The 19,934-nt window shown below is 39.2% G+C and carries 13 protein-coding genes and 1 pseudogene; 5 read left to right on the top strand and 9 right to left on the bottom strand.

Translation table 11 applies throughout. The annotated features are described in order from the left end of the window. Positions 1-8 precede the first annotated feature (8 nt). A complete protein-coding gene (locus tag IGK53_RS11575; protein WP_002329927.1) occupies positions 9-2,696 on the top strand; it encodes an alpha-mannosidase in 2,688 nt (895 codons plus the stop codon). Next, positions 2,697-3,554 carry an ROK family protein gene (locus tag IGK53_RS11570; RefSeq protein WP_002329928.1) on the top strand — a complete coding sequence of 286 codons (858 nt, stop codon included), beginning with the start codon at positions 2,697-2,699 and terminating at the stop codon, positions 3,552-3,554. A 66-nt stretch (positions 3,555-3,620) separates the two neighbouring features. On the opposite strand, the gene IGK53_RS11565 is transcribed toward IGK53_RS11570, so the two are convergent. Next, positions 3,621-4,478, bottom strand: a complete 858-nt coding sequence (locus IGK53_RS11565; protein ID WP_002310841.1) for an RluA family pseudouridine synthase — start codon at positions 4,476-4,478, stop codon at positions 3,621-3,623. Between the two features lie 209 nt (positions 4,479-4,687). Between IGK53_RS11565 and IGK53_RS11560 the strand changes: the two genes are divergently transcribed. Continuing rightward, positions 4,688-6,859, top strand: coding sequence for a PBP1A family penicillin-binding protein (locus tag IGK53_RS11560; RefSeq protein WP_002329929.1), 2,172 nt, complete (start codon positions 4,688-4,690; stop codon positions 6,857-6,859). 67 nt (positions 6,860-6,926) lie between these two features. Continuing rightward, the gene (locus tag IGK53_RS11555; protein WP_002285994.1) at positions 6,927-7,268 is read left to right on the top strand and encodes a YlbF family regulator; all 342 of its coding nucleotides are present in this window, start codon (positions 6,927-6,929) and stop codon (positions 7,266-7,268) included. 274 nt (positions 7,269-7,542) lie between these two features. Here IGK53_RS11555 and IGK53_RS11550 read toward each other — a convergent pair whose 3' ends face one another. From IGK53_RS11550 to IGK53_RS11520, 7 genes are all read right to left on the bottom strand, one after another. After that, positions 7,543-9,297: an ABC transporter ATP-binding protein gene (locus IGK53_RS11550; protein WP_002329930.1), complete on the bottom strand. Its 1,755-nt coding sequence runs from the start codon at positions 9,295-9,297 to the stop codon at positions 7,543-7,545. A 10-nt stretch (positions 9,298-9,307) separates the two neighbouring features. Further along, positions 9,308-10,144: a sugar phosphate isomerase/epimerase family protein gene (locus IGK53_RS11545; RefSeq protein ID WP_002329931.1), complete on the bottom strand. Its 837-nt coding sequence runs from the start codon at positions 10,142-10,144 to the stop codon at positions 9,308-9,310. A gap of 1 nt (position 10,145) precedes the next feature. Further along, positions 10,146-10,829 carry a rhamnogalacturonan acetylesterase gene (locus IGK53_RS11540; RefSeq protein ID WP_002329932.1) on the bottom strand — a complete coding sequence of 228 codons (684 nt, stop codon included), beginning with the start codon at positions 10,827-10,829 and terminating at the stop codon, positions 10,146-10,148. A 157-nt stretch (positions 10,830-10,986) separates the two neighbouring features. After that, positions 10,987-12,381: a glucuronate isomerase gene (gene uxaC, locus IGK53_RS11535; protein WP_002329933.1), complete on the bottom strand. Its 1,395-nt coding sequence runs from the start codon at positions 12,379-12,381 to the stop codon at positions 10,987-10,989. A gap of 39 nt (positions 12,382-12,420) precedes the next feature. Then, positions 12,421-13,920 carry a UxaA family hydrolase gene (locus IGK53_RS11530; RefSeq protein ID WP_002329934.1) on the bottom strand — a complete coding sequence of 500 codons (1,500 nt, stop codon included), beginning with the start codon at positions 13,918-13,920 and terminating at the stop codon, positions 12,421-12,423. Continuing rightward, positions 13,913-15,334, bottom strand: a complete 1,422-nt coding sequence (locus IGK53_RS11525) for a tagaturonate reductase (RefSeq protein WP_002342344.1) — start codon at positions 15,332-15,334, stop codon at positions 13,913-13,915. Before IGK53_RS11525 ends, IGK53_RS11530 begins: the two co-directional genes overlap by 8 nt. Positions 15,335-15,393: 59 nt before the next feature. Beyond that, entirely contained in the window at positions 15,394-16,386 is a 993-nt protein-coding gene (locus tag IGK53_RS11520; RefSeq protein WP_002329936.1) for a LacI family DNA-binding transcriptional regulator, read from the bottom strand. A gap of 230 nt (positions 16,387-16,616) precedes the next feature. Here IGK53_RS11520 and IGK53_RS11515 point away from each other — a divergent pair. Further along, positions 16,617-18,766 (top strand): annotated as a pseudogene (locus tag IGK53_RS11515) (helix-turn-helix domain-containing protein). Between the two features lie 229 nt (positions 18,767-18,995). Here IGK53_RS11515 and IGK53_RS11510 read toward each other — a convergent pair. Further along, positions 18,996-19,868 carry a carbohydrate ABC transporter permease gene (locus tag IGK53_RS11510; RefSeq protein ID WP_002329939.1) on the bottom strand — a complete coding sequence of 291 codons (873 nt, stop codon included), beginning with the start codon at positions 19,866-19,868 and terminating at the stop codon, positions 18,996-18,998. Positions 19,869-19,934 lie beyond the last annotated feature (66 nt).

Below are 19,934 nucleotides of genomic sequence, written 5' to 3'. Positions count from 1 at the left end.
TACTGTAAATGAAAAAGAAAGTATATATCATTTCTCATAGCCACTGGGATCGTGAATGGTACATGGCTTACGAACAGCATCACATGCGGTTGATTGAATTGATAGACGATTTATTAGAGCTATTTGAAGTTGATCCGTCCTTCAACAGTTTTCATTTGGATGGGCAAACGATTATTTTAGATGACTATCTTCAAGTAAGACCAGAAAAAAGACAGGCACTCCAACGAGCTATTGATGAAGGAAAATTGAGAATCGGACCATTTTATATCTTGCAAGATGATTTTCTGATCAGTTCGGAATCAAACGTGAGAAATATGCTGATTGGCATGGAAGAAAGCCGTAAATGGGGAACCCCCGTCATGTTAGGGTATTTTCCCGATACATTTGGAAATATGGGACAGACGCCTCAATTAATGAAACAAGCTGGTATTTCAGCAGCGGCGTTTGGCCGTGGGGTAAAACCAATTGGCTTTGACAATCAAGTTCTGGAAGCAGAAAACTATTCTTCTCAATACTCAGAGATGTGGTGGAAAGGACCTGATCAAACAGAAATTTTTGGTCTGTTATTTGCCAATTGGTATAGCAATGGGAACGAGATTCCCGTAGAAAAAGAAGCTGCTCGTGTCTTTTGGAAGCAGAAATTAGCAGATGCAGAACAATATGCATCTACTGATCATCTATTAATGATGAATGGTGTTGATCATCAACCAGTACAAAAAGATATATCAAAAGCAATTCATCTCGCAAATGAGCTGTTTCCAGATTACGAGTTCATCCATTCTAATTTTACTGACTATCTGGAAGCAGTTCGACAAGAGTTGCCAGAAGACTTAGGTTCAGTAGAAGGAGAATTGACAAGTCAAGAAACGGATGGCTGGTATACTTTAGCCAATACAGCATCTGCTCGCGTTTATTTGAAACAATGGAATACCAAGGTCCAACGGCAGCTAGAAAACATCACGGAACCACTTGCGACGATGGCTTACGAAGTTACAGGGATTTATCCCCACGATCAATTAGATTATGCTTGGAAGACATTAATGCAAAATCATCCTCATGACAGTATTTGCGGTTGTTCAGTTGATTCTGTCCATCGGGAAATGATACCTCGTTTTGAAAAAGCAGATGAAGTCGGAAAGTATCTTGCACAAGATTCTTTAGAACAACTGGCCACAGCGATCGATACAACTGGATTTCCAAAAGACAGCTTTCCATTTGTCGTTGTAAATACTGCAGGAATGGATAAAACTGGCGAAGCAGAAATAACCATCGAATTAGCAAGAAAAAGATTCGCTGAGGGAATACCGGAACATCTGTATCAAGAGTTAGAACAGTTGCCTAGACGGAAGTATCACGTAGAAACAAAAAGCGGGGCCACTATACCAGCTATTTTATCTGAAGAAACTGTACAATTTGGTTATGATTTGCCGAAAGATCGTTTCCGTGTGCCATATATGGCAAGAACGATCAAGGTAACTTTACCAATAAAAAACATGCCAGCGTTTTCTTGGGAAACATTCGCGCTTGTAGAAGGGGAAGCGAAAGCAGAAGAAAAGGAAACAATGATCCGTCAGAGTGGACGAATCGTCGAAAACGCCCACCTGCGTTTGACGATTGAAAAAAACGGTACCATTACAATGGAAGATCGCAAAAACAAACGAAAATGGAATAACCTGCATATTTTTGAAGATATCGGTGATATAGGAAACGAGTATATCTTTAAGCAACCTGTCTATGATCAACCAATCCTATCCAGTAATCAAGAGGGCTCTGAAGTAAAAGTATTAGTAGATACACCAGAAATAGCCAAAATAAGTATTCTACAGGAAATGGAGATCCCAGTTTCTGCAGACGAGCGTTTAGAGAAAGAACAACGGATGGTTGTAGAATTTCGTTATCGTAAAGCAGAACGATCTAAAGAAAAACGGATCCTTCAAATAGAAACGATCATGACAGTCAGAAAAGATAGTAAAAAAATCGACTTTGAAACGACTCTTGACAATCAAATGAAAGATCATCGATTGCGTGTCTTGTTTCCTACAAAGTTACATGTGGAACATCACGAAGCAGATAGTATTTTTGAAGTAGTAAAGCGCCCAAACCATGTATCTAGGAGCTGGGAAAATCCCACGAATCCGCAACATCAGCAAGCATTTGTCAATATTCATGATGAACAGTACGGTGTAACAGTTGGTAACTTTGGTTTGAATGAATATGAAGTAACAGCAGATGGACAAATCGCGGTGACACTACTTCGCTGTGTGGGAGAACTAGGAGATTGGGGGTATTTTCCAACACCAGAAGCACAGTGTTTAGGTAAGCATCGGTTCAATTATAGCGTTGAACTACATGGACCAGAAGAAACATTCTCTACTTATTTGCATGCATACGCGGCACAGATTCCTTTCTCCACTCAACAAATCAAACATCATGAAGGAACATTGGCATCAAAACAACAATATTTAACGATAAAAAGTGAAACGTTTGCAATTACAGCTTTGAAACGGAGTAAGTTTAGTGATAAAGTAGTAGTGAGAGGTTTCAATATGTCTAGTCATTTGGAAAAATTAGAAATAACTAAAGACAATCGAAAAACGGTCATATTGAATCTGCTTGAAGAACCAACGCAGCAATCGGTTGTCCCGATAATCCAACCTTATGAAATTCGGACAATCGGATTCGAGGAGGAAAACTAAATGTATGGCGGAATAGAAGCAGGCGGAACAAAATTTGTGTGTGCGGTTTCAGAAGGTGGAGAGATTTTGGAAAAAACAAGTATCCCTACCACAACACCAGAAGAAACATTGGATCAAGTATTTGAATTTTTTGATCGTTATGAACTGAAGGGAATCGGGATCGGCTCATTCGGCCCGATTGGTATCGACCAAACAAAAGATAATTACGGATATGTTTTGGCAACTCCCAAAAAAGGATGGGCACAATTTGATTTTCTCGGCACAATCAGGAAACGCTACCATATTCCTGTTGCTTGGACGACGGATGTCAATGCGGCTGCATACGGGGAGCTGAAGCAAGGGGCAGCACAAGGAAAAAATAGTTGTATTTACCTTACCGTGGGAACAGGAATCGGCGCAGGCGTCGTGATCAATGAGGAAATTTTTTCAGGGATCGCACATCCTGAAATGGGACATATTTGGGTAAAACGCCATCCAGATGATCAATATGAAGGCACTTGTCCTTATCATAAAGACTGTTTAGAAGGATTAGCGGCAGGTCCGTCTATTGAGGCACGTATAGGGATCAAAGGGCAAGATCTGCCACAAGATCATCCGATTTGGGATATTCAAGCTTTCTATATTGCTCAAGCACTGATCAACTATACGTTGACGTTAGCACCTGAAAAGATTATTTTAGGTGGCGGAGTAATGAATCAGGATCATCTCCTTCAAAAAATCCGTCAGCAATTTGTTGAATTGATGGGTGGCTACATGGAAACACCTCAAGTAAGTGAATATATCGTTCGTTGGGGACTGCCAAATGAAAGTGGGATTATCGGTAGTTTGCTGTTAGCAGAACACGAACATCAAAAGTAAGCAGACAAGTTACACAAAAAGAACGTAGTCTTATCAGCAGATAATGATAGGACTACGTTCTTCTTTCTATTTCCACAATCCGGGTAAAGCTTTACCAACTATTTTTTCTTGAGTAAATGGATGGATCATGTGCAGTTCTAATGCATGGAGCATCAGTCGTTCAGCTGGTCTATTTTGGTAGAGAGGGTCTCCAACGATTGGATGCCCTATATGAGCTAAGTGAACTCTGATCTGGTGCGTACGACCGGTTTCCAAAACACAATACACTTGTGTTTTTCCAGAAAGTACTTTGTCGACAGTGACATGTGTCAAGGCGTTCTGACCATTTTTATCATCTACGACCCGTTTTCTCCGATCATGGCGATCGCGTCCGATTTTATTGGTAATAGTCCTATCTTTGGCGATTTTCCCCCATACGATGGCTTGATATCTCCGATAGATCATTTTTTGTTCCAACATTCTTCCAAGTATCGGCAAGACAAATGGGTTTTTTGCAAATAAAACAGCGCCGCTTGTTTCTTTGTCCAAACGGTGGACAACGTAAGGTCGTTGTTTTTTCGTATCGAGATAAGCAGCTAAGTGATTGAGCAAGGTACTGTTTTCTGTTGGTTCGTTTGGATGAGTCTTCATTCCTGCAGGCTTATCCACTATAATCAAATGTTCATCTTCATATAAAACACGGATGTGCTTCGCATCTCCTAATTGGACTTCTTGATAATTATAATCTGTTTCTTCGAATAACAATGTGATCTGGTCATTGCCTTTTACTTCATGATGGAACAAAGCAGGTTGTTGATTGATCCAAACGTTTTTACGTATACGCAAAAAGTGCCGAACCTTTCTAGGAACTAACCATTCCTTTTCAAGCAAGTCGCGAATCGTTGTTTCAGGATGGTTCATAGGTAAAGTGATCGTGATTTTCACAAGTGTACTCCTTTCGGTAAAATTGCAGATTAATTGTACCATTTTTAAAACATATTTAAGAAAAAACTTACATTTTTCTGTTCATTCTTATGTTACTCTACTTGCACTAACGAAAAAAACAAATCGAACTACAACTTAAGCAGGAAGAAAACACTCTTTCATTATGGTAAAATAAGACGATTGAATTGAATAGACAGGAGAAGAAGCGAATGGATTTTCAAAGCATTTTAGGAAAGATAAAAGCTGCTTTGATCAGTTTTTGGCGATGGATCAGACCATATCTCGGACAATTCCATCGATGGCGAAAGCGCATTTGGAAAAAATATCATGTGAACAAATTGATTTTGCTGATTGGTTTGATCTGTGTCTTAGTGACAAGTATCTACCTTTTTATTTTAGCCAAACAAGCAAATGTCGAAACGTTAAAATCTGGATTAAGCCAATCGACAGTCATTTATGATAAGAAAAATGAAGAAGCTGGCACACTGTACGCCCAAAAAGGGACATACGTAGAATTAAACGCGATTTCTCCCTATATCCAAGATGCGGTAATCTCGACAGAAGATAGGAATTTTTACGAACATCACGGATTTGATATCAAAGGAATCGCCCGTGCGGCTGTTCGGATGGTTTTGTCTGGCGGAACATCAGGGGGCGGAGGAAGTACGATCACTCAGCAGCTTGCCAAAAATGCTTATCTGACATTAGATCAAACATTTGATCGAAAAGCGAAGGAATTATTTTTGGCAATCGAGATCGAAAAGAAGTACAGCAAAGAAGAAATCTTGACCATGTATCTTAACAATGCCTATTTTGGTAACGGGGTATGGGGTGTCCAAGACGCTTCCAGAAAGTATTTCGGAGTAGATGCAACGAATGTTACGCTATCTGAGGCTGCTACTTTGGCAGGAATGCTGAAAGGTCCTGGTATTTATAATCCGATTGATCACCCAGAAAATGCGAATGATCGGAAAAACACAGTACTAAGCGTAATGGAAGAAAACGGAAAAATCACAAAAGAACAAGAACAAGCAGAAAGCCAGACAGACATCAGTGCTTATCTTCATGACACATACGATAATTCAGATTCTGGTTATCGTTATCCTTATTATTTTGATGCAGTGATCGATGAAGCAGTTAACGAGTATGGTCTTGATGAAGAAGATGTCATGAATAAAGGCTATAAAATCTATACAGCTTTAGATCAGGATTACCAAAAGCAATTAGAAGCTACTTATCAAAATAATGCATTATTCCCAGCAAATGCTTCAGATGGTGCCATGGTCCAATCTGCTTCAGTAGCTTTAGATCCGAATACAGGCGGTGTACAAGCATTAGTAGGACGAAGAGGAGATCATGTCTTTAGAGGATTCAGCTTTGCTACACAGATGCGCCGTTCTCCAGGATCAACGATCAAACCATTAAGCGTATATACACCAGCGTTGGAAGCTGGTTACAAGCCTTCTAGTGTCTTGAAAGATGAACCGCAAAGTTATTACGATGCGCATAATTTTGACGGGACATACCAAGGAGAAGTACCGATGTATCAGGCTGTTGCACAAAGTTTGAACTTGCCTGCTGTATGGCTTTTGCATGAGATCGGTTTACAAAAAGGATATGATAAAGCAGAAGAATTCGGCCTGCCTTTAGCAAAATCTGATAAGTATTATGGCTTAGCTCTTGGCGGATTAGAAAAAGGAGTATCTCCAATGATCATGGCGGGTGCTTACAGTGCATTTGCCAATGAAGGTCAGATGTATACGCCGCATCTCATCACGAAAATCGTTGATTCAACTGGAGCGGTGATCATCGATAATACAAACAAAAAGCCAAAACAGGTTATATCAAAGGAAACAGCTGATGAAATGACCAGCATGCTTCTTGGTACATTCTCAAATGGGACAGCAGCTGCTGCGAACCCTGCAGGTTATACGATAGCAGGTAAAACAGGAACCACAGAAACTAATTTCGATGCCACGAAAGCAAATGACCAATGGATGATCGGGTATACGCCAGATGTAGTGATTTCGACATGGATGGGGTTTGAAGAATCCAGCAAGCTGCATTATTTGGAAGGGACAAGTGGAAATGTTGTCGGGAAAGTCTTCAAATCAGCGGCAGAAGGTATCCTTCCTTATACTTCCAAAACAGGATTTAGTGTAGCTGACGCCTATGCCACAGGAGGGCAAGTGGTAGCAGCAGATCAAGTTGGAAACACAGGTAATTCTAATGGAGAGTCTGGAAATTGGCAAGATAACTTGAATCAATACGGTGAACAAGCAAAAGAAGGATTGAAGAATTTCGGCGATACGGTGAAAGAAGGCGTTCAGGGAATTGGTGAAGCGGCTAAAGACCTCTGGCGGAAATATCAAGGAGAGTAGACCCTTTGAAAACGAATAACCCCATGTTACAATAGAGAGTAACTACTAAAAGAAAAGAGGGCATAACATGTCAAACATCTACGATAGCGCGAATCAGATCGAACGTGAGATCCGTGAATTACCAGAATTCAAAGCGTTGAAAGAAGCGTACGAGAAAGTACAAGCAAACGAAGAAGCACACAAGCTGTTCAAAGACTTCCAAGCGATGCAAATCGAATTACAAGAAAAACAAATGAGTGGACAAGAATTCAGCGACGAAGATGCAATGAAAGCACAAGAAATGGCTGTGAAAATTCAATCAGAAGAAGTAATCAATGATTTAATGCAAAAAGAACAAGGGTTCAGTACGATCATCAATGACTTGAACCGGATCATCATGACGCCAGTTCGCGACCTTTACAGCGAATAGAACTATTTTATGAAACAACAGAGGTTGTGAAAGAGACGTTCAGCCTTGAGCGATGACAAAGTTGCTTCTTATTGCCGATAGACTGTCTCTTGAACACCGTTTACCAAAAAGACGTGAGCCTACCGTTTAACTCTGAGTGACAAGGAACAATTTCAAAAAACAGCTTCTCATGTTTGATGACTATTGTGATTTGTGACCGAGGAGTTGGCAGGAGAACACCGTTTGTTCAGAAATAGGAGAGACGACAAAACTCTTGTCGTCTCTCCTTTTTTTGTCATTCATTTTTCAAACGGTAAAAATAGCCCTCTTGAGCTAACAGCTCTTCGTAAGTACCCATCTCAACGATTTTTCCTTCATCGATCACAACGATTTTATCTGCCTCTTTGATCGTTGAAAGCCGATGAGCCACAATAAAAGTAGTGGGTGTTTCTGTCAGATAATTCAGGGCCTGCTGGATTTTTTTCTCTGACTGGTTATCTAAAGCTGAAGTTGCTTCATCTAGCAAAATGATTTTCGGCTGACGTATCAATGCTCGTGCAATGGAGATACGTTGTTTTTGGCCACCAGACAGCTTGTTGCCATGTTCGCCTACTAAGGTATCCAGTCCATCAGGAAGCTGGTCAATCAGTGAAGAAAGTTGCGCAGCTTCGATGACTTCATCTAAACGTTCTTTTGATACGTTTTTCAAGCCATAAGTGATGTTCTCTTTGATCGAAGCGGAGAACAACAAAGTGGTTTGAGGAACAACGGCTAAATAATTACGCACACTTCGCATATCCAATTCATCCAAAGGCTGATTATCTAGGAAAATCCTCCCTGAAGACGGCTGGATAAATCCAATCAATAAGTTAAGGAGTGTAGATTTTCCAGAACCAGATGGCCCAACAAAAGCAATTGTTTCTCCAGCTTTCACCTCTAGAGAAAAATGATCAATAATCGGCTTGAGTGAGTCCGGGTAATGAAAAGAAACATCCTCAAAGCGAAAATTTCCATCCAAATGTTGGATTTTTTTCTTACCGTGATAAGTTTCTACATCGCCAGCAATCAACAGTTCACCAATAGAAGTAATAGATTCCATGCCTTTTGAAATCGTAGGAATCAGTGTGATCATTCCAGAAACGGAATTGACGATCGTTGTGAAATATGTCTGATACATCACGACATCACCTGGTTGAATACGCCCTTGTAAAGCTAATATCCCAGTGAAAATCAAACAAACCAGTTGAAATATCTGAAAACTAGCCCAGCTGACTGACCCGAAAACAGATTGCAGGATATCTAAGTGGAATCCTTTTTCATAGATTTGGGTAAAATGCTTATTTAAGCGAGTGGTTTCGTGTTTTTCTAACCCATGAGCTCGAGCAATCGGTGCTAATTCGATCACTTCGATCACTTTTGCAGAAGTCTCTTCCATTTCTTGCCGGAAATCTGAATTGGACTGTCTGATCCTTTTCCGGAAAAAAAGAGTAACTAACGCGGCGAGAGGGACAGTCAATAAGAAAAACAAGAAAACGACAGGACTTCTATAAAGCGTGATACCTAAAGCCACGAATAAATTGACAGCAATGTTCAATCCGCTGACAAATACTTGAGAGGACAACGTTTGGATGGCTTCTACATCACGGATGATCTTTGATTGGATCCGGCCAGATTGCAATTCTTTTTGATAGGGAATAGAAAGTTCTTGGATTTTCTTGATAAGAGTCGCTCTTAGTCCAGCTTCTACTTGCCGGATCGAAGTGCTATGGTATTTTACATGAAAATAATTCGTCAATATATTTTGACCGATCAGACAAGTCATCAAAAAAGCGTTGAAATAAATCGCCTGCAATTGAGAGGAATCTTTTGATGAAGCTGCATTGATTACATTGGCAATAGCAATCGGCATTAACCAAGATGGAAGATGTTTGATAATAAAAAAGAGTCCTGACATGGCAAAGCGCCAATAATTCCCCTGATAAAGATGCAGCAATGTCTGAAAAGCATTTGCATGATATTTTTGATAACTTTTCTGTATTCGTTCCTCCATAATCTTCTCCTTAACAATCTTGGTAAAAAAACTGCAAGTGTTCTATTGCTTCAGGAACATAAATCTCAGGAGTAGCTTCAAGAGTGGCGTACATTAGAGGACGCTCATATTTGATATAATGTAGTACCGGGCGGAAATCTAAACAGCCTTTACCAACAGGAACTATGCGGATCTTTCCATTTTCCATGATGTAGTCTTTGAGATGAAGCGCTGTAATACAACCCTGTAAATTGTCCAAGGCACCTCGGATCACTTTTTCCTGATCAGCATGATTTTCTTTGTGGATCAAATTCGCACAGTCTAAAATGATTTTTAAATTTGGTGAAGCTACTTCATCGACTAAACGTTTGGCTAACAGATAGTTATAGATCGGATGATTGATCCCTGCTTCAACAGCAACAGTTACGCCAAAATTTTCTGCATGAGCGACTAATTCAATGACAGAATTTCTAGCAATCTGATAAGCTTCTTCAGTAAAATTTTCTTTTGTGAAACCGACAGAGACACTACCGGTTTCCGTAGCAATCATCTTGGCTTGATAGGCAGAGCACAGAGCAATTTGCTGTTTGAAAGTTGCTAATGCTTGTGCACGAACTTCTTGATTTTTGCTGGATAGGTTGATATAGCAACCTAAAATGGAAAGTTCGATATTGTTTTTTTGGAAGTATTCACCAAAATAGGCAGCACTCCCAAGTGTCATGTCATTTAATTTAAGTTGTTCAGGAAATGCTTTTTGTGGTGCAAATTGGATATGGGACAAGTGAAGCTGTGATACTTTTTGAACGATTTCTTCACGATTTCGAACCTCTAGATCATGGGCACGGATGCCTAAATTTAATGGAAACATCTCAAACTCCTTTTTGTAAATAATCAGCAAGAGGCAGACGGGATTCTTTTATCAATTCAGCAATTATTCGGGCAACTTTATCAGCGCCTTCTGGACTAAAGTGGGTATTATCCTTTAGCCCTTCTGGGTAATTTTCACAACTATTAGGCATAAGATGCAGATAGAATTTTTTTGTCTCTTCTTTTGAAAAGGTCTGGAAATATTCTTGTGATCGTGAGAAAACATCTAAAAGTGGAATATGGTGTTTCTCAGCAAATGCACGCATCGCTTTTGGATAGTCTCCAAGTATATCTGGATTCAATGTTCCATTTTCTAAGTAATCTCGTCGCGTCACAGATGTCAGCAAGACCATGTGGACGTTCGCTTTTTTTGCGCATTCAAAAAATATCTGCAGATTTTTTAAATAGCTACCGAAGGGGAGCGTACCTCTTTCTTCTTGGATTTTCTGGTCGTTATGTCCAAATTGTACAAATAAGAAATCATTTGGCTGAAACTGTGAAGCTAAACGGGCTAATCTTCCTTCCTGGATAAATGATTTGGTGCTGCGTCCATTCTTTGCTTGGTTATTGATCTGGATCTCAGGTGAAAAATAAGCAGAGATTTTTTCTCCCCAACCTGTCTCGGGACGCTTGTTTTCATCTTTTTCTGCCGCAGTAGAATCACCGGCAATATGGATAGTAGGCATGTTATCTCTTCTTTCATAAGGGTTTATAGGCAATGAAGCAGAACAGCAAGAGAAGAAGACGGAGCAAATTTGGTCCGTCTTCTTCTCTAAAACGTGGATAAACGGATTCCGTTATTTCGCTATCCTGTTTTGATTCGTTACTGTTACTATTAATCAATTAGGCGAAAAAGCCAAAGTAATTTTTAGCATTTGTATAACTAATCGCTTGAACGAGACTTCCTAAAAGTTGTTCATCCTCAGGTGCTTCTCCTCGCATGACCATTTCGCCTAAAAATTCACAAAGAACACGACGGAAATATTCATGTCTAGTGTAGGAAAGGAAACTTCTTGAATCTGTCAGCATGCCGACAAAATTCCCCAAAGCACTACCATCAGCAAACTGTGTCAATTGATCGCGCATACCAGCTCGAGTATCGTTGTACCACCATCCAGAACCTAACTGCAGTTTTCCATTCTGTTCTTTTTGGAAACAGCCCATCAAAGCTAAAATCGCAGGGTAGTCATTTGGATTCAGTGAATAGAGGATCGTCTTTGGCAACTGATCCGTTTCTTCTGCACGATTCAATAATTTTTGCAGAGGAATAGTCAAAGAAAGATCATTCATTCCATCATAACCGGTATCGGGTCCTAATTTTTCCAACATTTGTGTATTACAATTACGATAAGCATGAATATGCAGCTGCATCGTCCAATTATGAGAATGATAGAAGTGGGTCAAACGTATCAGTGTTTCTGTACGAGAAGCATCGATTTCATCTGAAGATAATAGTTTGTTAGCTCGTGCTTTTTGAAAAATCTCTTCTAATACTGTTTCATCCGCTTCTTTATAGCGTAAGGTGTCTAAAGCGTGGTCGGAAACACGACATCCATGTTGATGGAAGTATTCTATCCGCTGCTCTAAAACTTCGATTAGTTCTTGATAGGTGGTAATCGTTTGGTCAGCTGCTTCTTCCAGTAGTGTGATCCATGCATTAAATCCTTCTTTTTCAATATTGAGTGCTTTATCTGGACGGAATGAAGGGAGAACTTTCAAATCTGGTTCTTCATGAGCAAGCAATTGATGATAGTGTAAGTCATCTGCTGGATCATCTGTCGTACAAATCACTTCTACATTCGATTTTTTCGCGATTTCCCGCCGACGGAAATCAGGAGTTGCCAAAATTTTATTTGCTTGTGTCCAAATTTTCTCTGCGTTTTCTTCATTTATCAACAAGTCAATATCGAAGAAACGCTTCAATTCAAGATGTGACCAACTGTAAAGCGGATTTCCGATAATTTTTGGTACGGTTTGACACCAAGCTAAAAATTTTTCAAAATCAGAAGCATTTCCTGTGATTTTTTCTTCAGGCACGCCGCAAGCTCGCATCAAGCGCCATTTGTAATGATCGCCTCCTAACCAAGCTTCTGTCAGATTGCTGAAATTGTTGTTTTCGTAAATTTCTTTTGGATCTAAGTGACAGTGATAATCAATAATGGGCATATTTTTTGCGTAGGAATGATAAAGCTTTTTCGCCCAATCGTCTTTTAATAAAAAATCATCAGATAAAAACATAAATCTTCCTTCTTTCTTTTTATACTGTTTTTATGAAAATCAAAGTGTTACTCCGTTTTTAAAAATGGCAATTTCTCGAACGTTATTTTGTTCATTTTTCGTTTCTTCTCCACTAGCCACAGCGATGATTTTTTGAACAAATGATTCTAAGATCACTTCCATTGGTTGTTCTAATAAGACGCCTGCATTAAAGTCCATCCAATGACCTTTGCGTTCAAAAAGAGTCGTGTTCGTAGATACCTTGACCGTAGGGACATATGAGCCAAACGGAGTCCCTCTTCCTGTGGTAAACAAGACCAACTGGCAATCGGATGAAGCAAGAGCAGAGGCAGCTACAAGATCATTCCCGGGAGCTTGCAATAAACTAAGTCCTGGTTTTCTGATTTTTTCGCCATATTGCAGTACATCAACGACAGGAGAGCTTCCTGATTTTTGCGTGCAGCCTAAAGACTTATCTTCTAATGTAGTGATCCCACCTGCTTTATTACCAGGAGATGGGTTTTCGTAAACTGGTTCCCCGTAAGACAAGAAATACTGTTTGAAGTCATTGATCAAGTCAACGATTGAATCAAAAACTTTTTCATTTTCCGCTCGTGCCATCAATACTTGTTCTGCACCAAACATTTCTGGCACTTCTGTTAAGATCGTGCTACCTCCTTGAGCAATCAAGTAATCAGAAAATGCACCAAGCAAAGGATTGGCAGTTATTCCCGATAGACCATCAGAACCGCCGCATTTCAAACCGACATTCAACTTAGAGAGCGGGACTGGTATGCGCTGGTCGTTTTCGGCCGCGGTTAAAAGTTCTTCTAATAGAGCTACGCCTTGTTCGATCTCATCATAGACATCTTGAGCCACTAGAAATTTCACTCGTTCTTCATCATATTCACCTAAAATTTTTTTGAATTCAGGAACGGTATTGTTCTCGCAACCTAATCCAAACACTAAAACTCCGCCAGCATTTGGATGGTTTACCGCGTCTGCTAAGATTTCTCGAGTATTTTGATGATCTTTTCCAAGCTGTGAACAGCCGTAGGGATGCTTTAAAATCGTAATATGGTCAAACTGTCCCAGATCCGGATGTTTTTCTTTGAACTGTTTGACGATCAGTTCAGCAATACCATTCACACACCCAACGGTAGGTACTAAGAACAAGTCATTACGAATCCCTACTTTTCCATTTTTTCGTAAGTAGCCTTGAAATGTTCGGTTCTCAAAAGGATAATGACTTGGATGGACATCTTTTTCATATCGATAATCCAATTCACCAGAAAGATTGGTTTTTACATTATGAGTGTGCAGCCATTGACCGGCAGTTACGTCTGTCGTCACGTGCCCGATTGGATAGCCATATTTGATCACGTTGTCTCCAGCTTTCAAATCACTCAATGCAATCTTGTGACCTTGCGGGATATCTTCAAGAGTGGTGATCGTTTGCTGATCAATCGTCAGTTGTGTTTGCTTTGGGATAGGTGTTAATGCGACAACAACACTGTCTCGTTGGTTTAGTTTCATTGTTGGTTGCAGGGTTTCAAGCATGGACCATCGTTCCTTTCATTTCTTGTAATACTGCTCGGACACCTTTTTGTTCGATTTTTGTAGCCATTTCTTGAACAGTATCTGCCACATTCGGTAATTGAGACAAATCTTCTCCCCAAAGCGCAGCGTTTTGCAATAATCGAAGAATAGCTGTTTCATTATCAGACCAAGCATCAACAAATTCGCTTATCGTCTTTTCATCATCATGGGGCTTTACTTGATCGCCTCGATACATAAGAAGTAACGCAGCTAGTGAAACAGAGATTAGCGGTGGTACTTGATTTTTTTCTTCGATATACTTCTTGAAGACCGGAAGCAGACGGGTGCTGAATTTTGAAACACTATTTAATGAAATCGCTTCTAATTTGTGATGGGCAAAAGGATTCAAGAAACGTTCTTTGATTTGATCAGCATAAATGGCTAATTCATCTTTAGGTAAAGAAAGCATAGGAATCAATTCTAGATCGAATAGCTGATCAACATAAGCGGAGAATAAAGGATCTTTCATTACTTCTTCTACAGTTTCCAATTCCGCCAACAAAGCAAGAGGGACCATCGCTGTGTGCGGTCCATTAAGCAAATGCACCTTACGTTCACGATAAGGAGTCATATCATCTGTGATGATGACATTCAAGCCAGCCTGTTTGAATGGTAGTTGATTCTCCAACTCTTTAGGCCCTTCAATCACCCAAAGCATGAATGGTTCCGCTTTGACCATCAATTGATCTTCATAGTTATGTCGTTGATTGAAAACAGCTGCATCCTCACGAGGATAACCTGGAACGATGCGGTCAACTAAACTACAACAGAAAACATTTTCTTTTTCTAACCACTCAATAAAAGCAGGTTCTAAATCCCATTTTTCTGCGTAGCGTAAAATGATTTCTTTTAGACATTCACCGTTTCTGTCAATCAATTCACAAGGAATAATCGTAAAACCGGCTTTGTTTAATTCGAAACGTCGGTATAAAAAGGCTGTCAGTTTGCCCGGGAAGCTCTGTGGTGGCGTATCTGTTCGTTCATCAGTCTCCACAAATTGGATTCCTGCCTCTGTTGTATTGGAGACGATATAGGCCAAGTCGTCATTTTCTGCTAGAGAAAGATAAGCATCCCATTCATGATAAGGATTGATCATTTGTTCTACTATGGTGATAATCTCGGAAGTATCAACGATTTCGCCATTGCTGAGTCCTTGTAAAATGACCGTATATAAATTGTCTTGCTGGTTCATCATATTCCCAAGACCTTGTTCTAAAGGCTGAATGATGGCGACATTTCCTTTAAACAATTGCTGGTTATTCAGTTGCTGAATCTGCCAATCAACAAATCCGCGCATAAAATTGCCTTCGCCGAATTGAAGAACTTTTACGGGAGCCTCGTTTTTTTTCACTAATTCTTTTGTCAGTTTATTCATAGATTATTCCTTTCTGTGTTATGCACACGTTAACATTTTTATATAAAATTACTTGCAGTTTACAAGTAATTGATCGACTCACGAAGCATCAGTAAGGTGGAGAGCTCCATTTTAGATTGTTCGATCGGCCTGTCTTCAATCAAATCCAATAAAAGCTTTGTTCCTACTTGACACATTTCTTTCAACGGTTTGTGTACTGTAGTAAGCGGTGGATTAAGATAGGAGACGACTGGAGAATCATCGAACCCAATCAGAGAAATGTTCTGGGGAACACGAAGACCAGCTGAATGTACAGCTCTCAATGCACCAATCGCTATATCGTCGTTGCCACAAAAAACCAGAGTAGGCAGGTCAGAAAGCGATAATAGGTATTCCATGTTTTTGAGGCCGCTTTCTAAGCTGTAGTCTCCTGTTAAAAAATAGGCTGGATTGGCAGGGATGCTTGCTTTTTTTAGACTGTCCAATACACCTTTTTCCCGTTCTTTTGTCGAACGAAAGTTTTTTTTCCCACCAATATAAGCGATCTTCGTATGTCCGCACCCAATACCGTAATCTACTGCCTGCATAACACCGGCCGCATCATCGGCAGTAACATTTATAACCGCTGGATCATTGATGTGACGATTGACAACGACGAAGGGAAACGCTTTTTCTTTTAGATAATCGATAAAAGGCTGATCTTCATCACTTTGACTCATAACGATCAGACCATCATAACGTTGCAAATTGATTTCTGTTAAATCAACAGCATCGATACTTTCGACAGATAAGCTGTAGTTTGTGTCCAATACTGAATGGATACCTGCAATGGAATCTGCTAGGAAATTTGATGAAGTTCCTTTATGCAAACTTGAGAAAAACAGTCCGATCAGATATTTTTTTTGATTTACTAAACCTTTTGCACTATAGTTCGGCGAATAATTCATTTCCTTAGCTAGTTGCCGTATTTTTTGTTTTGTTTCATTTTTGATTAAACTGCTGTTATTCAAAGCACGAGAAACTGTCGTATGAGAAACACCAGCTGCTTTAGCGATATCTTTGATCGTTACCATTCCATCATTTTCCTTACTTTTTCACTTTTTGTTAACGCATTCATCATATTACGATAACTACGATAAGTCAATAGATCTTTGGTATGAAAAGATTGCACACGTTAAAAATTACTTGGATTTTTATTTTTAATTATGCTATTCTTAAAAGCGGGGAATGCTCATTTAATTAGATGAGTATCAATTTTACAGAAAAATGAAAGCCTTTTATTTAAAGGAAAGAGAGGAAGAAAATGAAGAAAAGTACAGTGTTTTATAAAATATTTTTACCGATGTTTTTATTAGGAGCCGTACTTGTCATAGGATTTAGTTTATTTATTTATCAGAATACCTATGAGTCGATCGAATCGAGTTATTTAACAGATAAAAAGAACCTGCTCAGGCAAGTCAAAACGAACGTTGAATGGAAAATCAGAACGATCGAATATTCGTTTTCTACGTATGGTTCGACCAAAAATTTCTCGGATATATTCAAGCATCCACTGACATATACAAATTACTCCACTTATTCTGAAATCAGGAAAGAGCTAAACTTTATAGAAACAATTGTTATGGATGATAATAATTATGATTTACTCAGTTTAGCTGGTAAATGGGGAGTAATCAATGGATCGTTGACTCAACTGACTGAAGAGGAAGTTGAAAGGTATCAACAAAAGTACATAAATAACAAAGACAATTTATTTTGGCAAAAGAAAAATATGCATTGGGAATTGCTACGATAGAGAAACATACAATAGAACAAGTTGTTGGGGAAAGCGGAGAAGATATACTTTCTATCGAAAACGAAGATGGAAAGCTTTTTTCTACACAGAAAGTAAAAGAAGAAGAGCAGCCAGATGCATTAGCGGATGTGGATCTAGATTACAACCAGTTGAAAGTGATAAGAGAAAATGGGACATCCTATATCGTACTGAAATCAGATTATAATAATTGGATTTACAGATTAGAAGTTGATTCTAGTGCAATTGGAGCAACGATTCGCAATCTGAGAATCGGGTTAGTTGCAGTGTCTTTGACGCTAGTAGGACTGATCGGTCTCCTTTCCTATTTATTTTCGGATAGATTTGCCCGTCCAATTTCTCAAATTCAGGAACGTTTGAATCTTAAATCAAAAGGATTCAGTGGGAAAGAACTAGATTTGGTCGCTCAATCAGTCAGTCGGATCATAGGAGAAAAAGAAGCGTTAAGTGCACACTTAGTTACCCAAAAGCCGCAACTAGAAACGTTATTTGTACTCAGTTTATTTAGAAATCGAGTAGAAAGGCGAGAACTAGATCAGCGGTTGCAGCAATTTGGTTATAGTTCTCAAACTGACTGCTATTATACGGCCTTGGTTCAAATCGATCTGTTAGAAGATAGTCACGGTGGAGAGCGTGATTTGCTACTTTTAGCAATCAACAACATGATCACGGAAATTGTGCCAAAGGAAAATCGAATGCTGCCGATCGTTTTGAATGAAGAAATGCAAGCCACTATTTATCGAATGGATAAAGACGATGCAGAAGCAAGCAAAAAAGTCATGGAGTATTGCCGACTCATTCAAAAACGTGTAAAAGAATACTTGAAATTAACTGTGAGTATAGGTATCAGTAACCGGTTCGAAACGCTGAATGAAAGCAAGCAATCGGTTGACCGAGCAAAAGAAGCCCTATATTATCGTGTAAATACTGGTCCGAGTTCGATCATATTTTATCAGGAAATTGTTCCTGCTGCGCATGAAAAAACGCTTATTAGATATCCAGTAGAAGAACAGAATCGATTGTTTGAAGCTATTCGTTCCGGAAATCAGGAAGTAAGGAAGTTGGTACATGAATTAATTAATGCATTGTTCGCACAAAATAAAAATCCTCTGAGCCGAGAAGTAGTTTCGGTCCGTTTGATCAATGAGCTCGTTCAATTAGGGCAGTTATTGGGAGTAGATTCAAAAAATTTTGATAACATGAAACAAATCTATGTAAAAGCATTGAACAATTATCATCCCAAAGAGCTAGAAAAACTTGTTTTAGAACAATTAGTCTTGCCAATCACAGAATGTTCTCAAGCAATCACTGATCATGAATTTAAAAATCTTTCGGAGAATATCATGCACATCGTCTATACAGAATATGACCGTGATCTATCTCTAGATGTGATTGCTGATAGGTTGCACTATAACCCTAATTATTTAAGCAATGTATTTAAAAAGGAAACAGGAGAAAAATTTGGTGATTTCGTTCAAAATCATCGTCTAGAGGTAGCGAAAAAGTGGTTGAAAGAAACCAATCTCTCTGTAAAAGAGATTGCAGAAAGACTGCAATATCGAAATCTGCAAAATTTTATTCGTTTCTTCAAAAAGAAAGAATCAATCACTCCGGGAGAATATCGAAAAAAATATTTGTGAAACAAGAGGCTGTTTTTCTTGTGGTCTGATTCAAGCAATAAAAGAAAGGAGAATAACCTTAGTATTTGTCTTTATGAATAGTTAAATTTCAAGGCTAAGCACGCAAAAAGGACTGTGACCAAAGCTTTGTCACAATCCTTTTTTGCGAATAAACGGTATTCAAGAGACAGCTTATAAAAATAAGGCTGAACGTCTCTTTCATAACCTCTATTTTATGTTCCATACATAATCAACCTTTGACAGAACCTACGAGTGCGCCTTTGACAAAGTATTTCTGAACAAAAGGATAAGCAATCAGCATAGGGACTGTGGCAATAACGATAACAGCCATTTTAACTGTTTGTGCTGGTGGAATCACATCAACGGCACTACTTTCTGCTTGCATCCCGCTTGATACAATGACGATCTGACGTAAAAGAATCTGTATCGGCCATTTAGATGAATCGTTGATATACAAAATAGCGGTCATATAAGTGTTCCAGTAAGTAACAGCATAAAAAAGTGAGATAGTAGCAATAGACGGTAACGCTAATGGCAGCATGATTTTGAAAAATACACCGAAATCTGTGCAACCATCCATTTTTGCCGATTCTTCCAAACTATCCGGCAAGGCTTGGAAAAAGTTTCTCATAATGATCATGTTCATTGCATTAACAGCTACAGGCAAGATCATTGCCCAATAAGAATTGACCAGTCCCAGAGAACGAACAACTAAGAATGTGGGAATCATCCCCCCGCTGAACAACATAGAAAATACAACAAGAAAGTTGACGAATCCTCGACCAAACAAGTATTTTCTGGAAAGCCCGTATGCCATCAGTGAAGTTGCGCACATGCTGACGATCGTCCCAACCCCGGTAACGCCAATCGAAACAGCAAGTGCTCTAAAAATAGTTGGCGTAGATAGAATATAACGATACGCGTCTAGAGAAAAGGTAGTAGGGAAAAGGATAAATTTTTTCGCGACGACTTCTTGTGTAGAAGCGAAAGATGTAGCGATGATATTTAAAAAAGGCACGATACAGATCAAAGCTAGCAAGATCAGAAACGTATTGTTGAAAAATGTAAAACTTCTTTCTCCTATAGAGACTTTCTTTTTCATATAGATAGGCTCCTCCTCAAAATAAATTAAATGTTCTGTTTCTATGTATTCAATTTATCATCGGTG

Source organism: Enterococcus sp. DIV1224 (genome assembly GCF_050555455.1).
GTDB lineage: Bacteria > Bacillota > Bacilli > Lactobacillales > Enterococcaceae > Enterococcus_B > Enterococcus_B lactis.
Note: the sequence above shows the minus strand (reverse complement) of the source record. Positions and strands in the feature narration are given on the sequence as shown.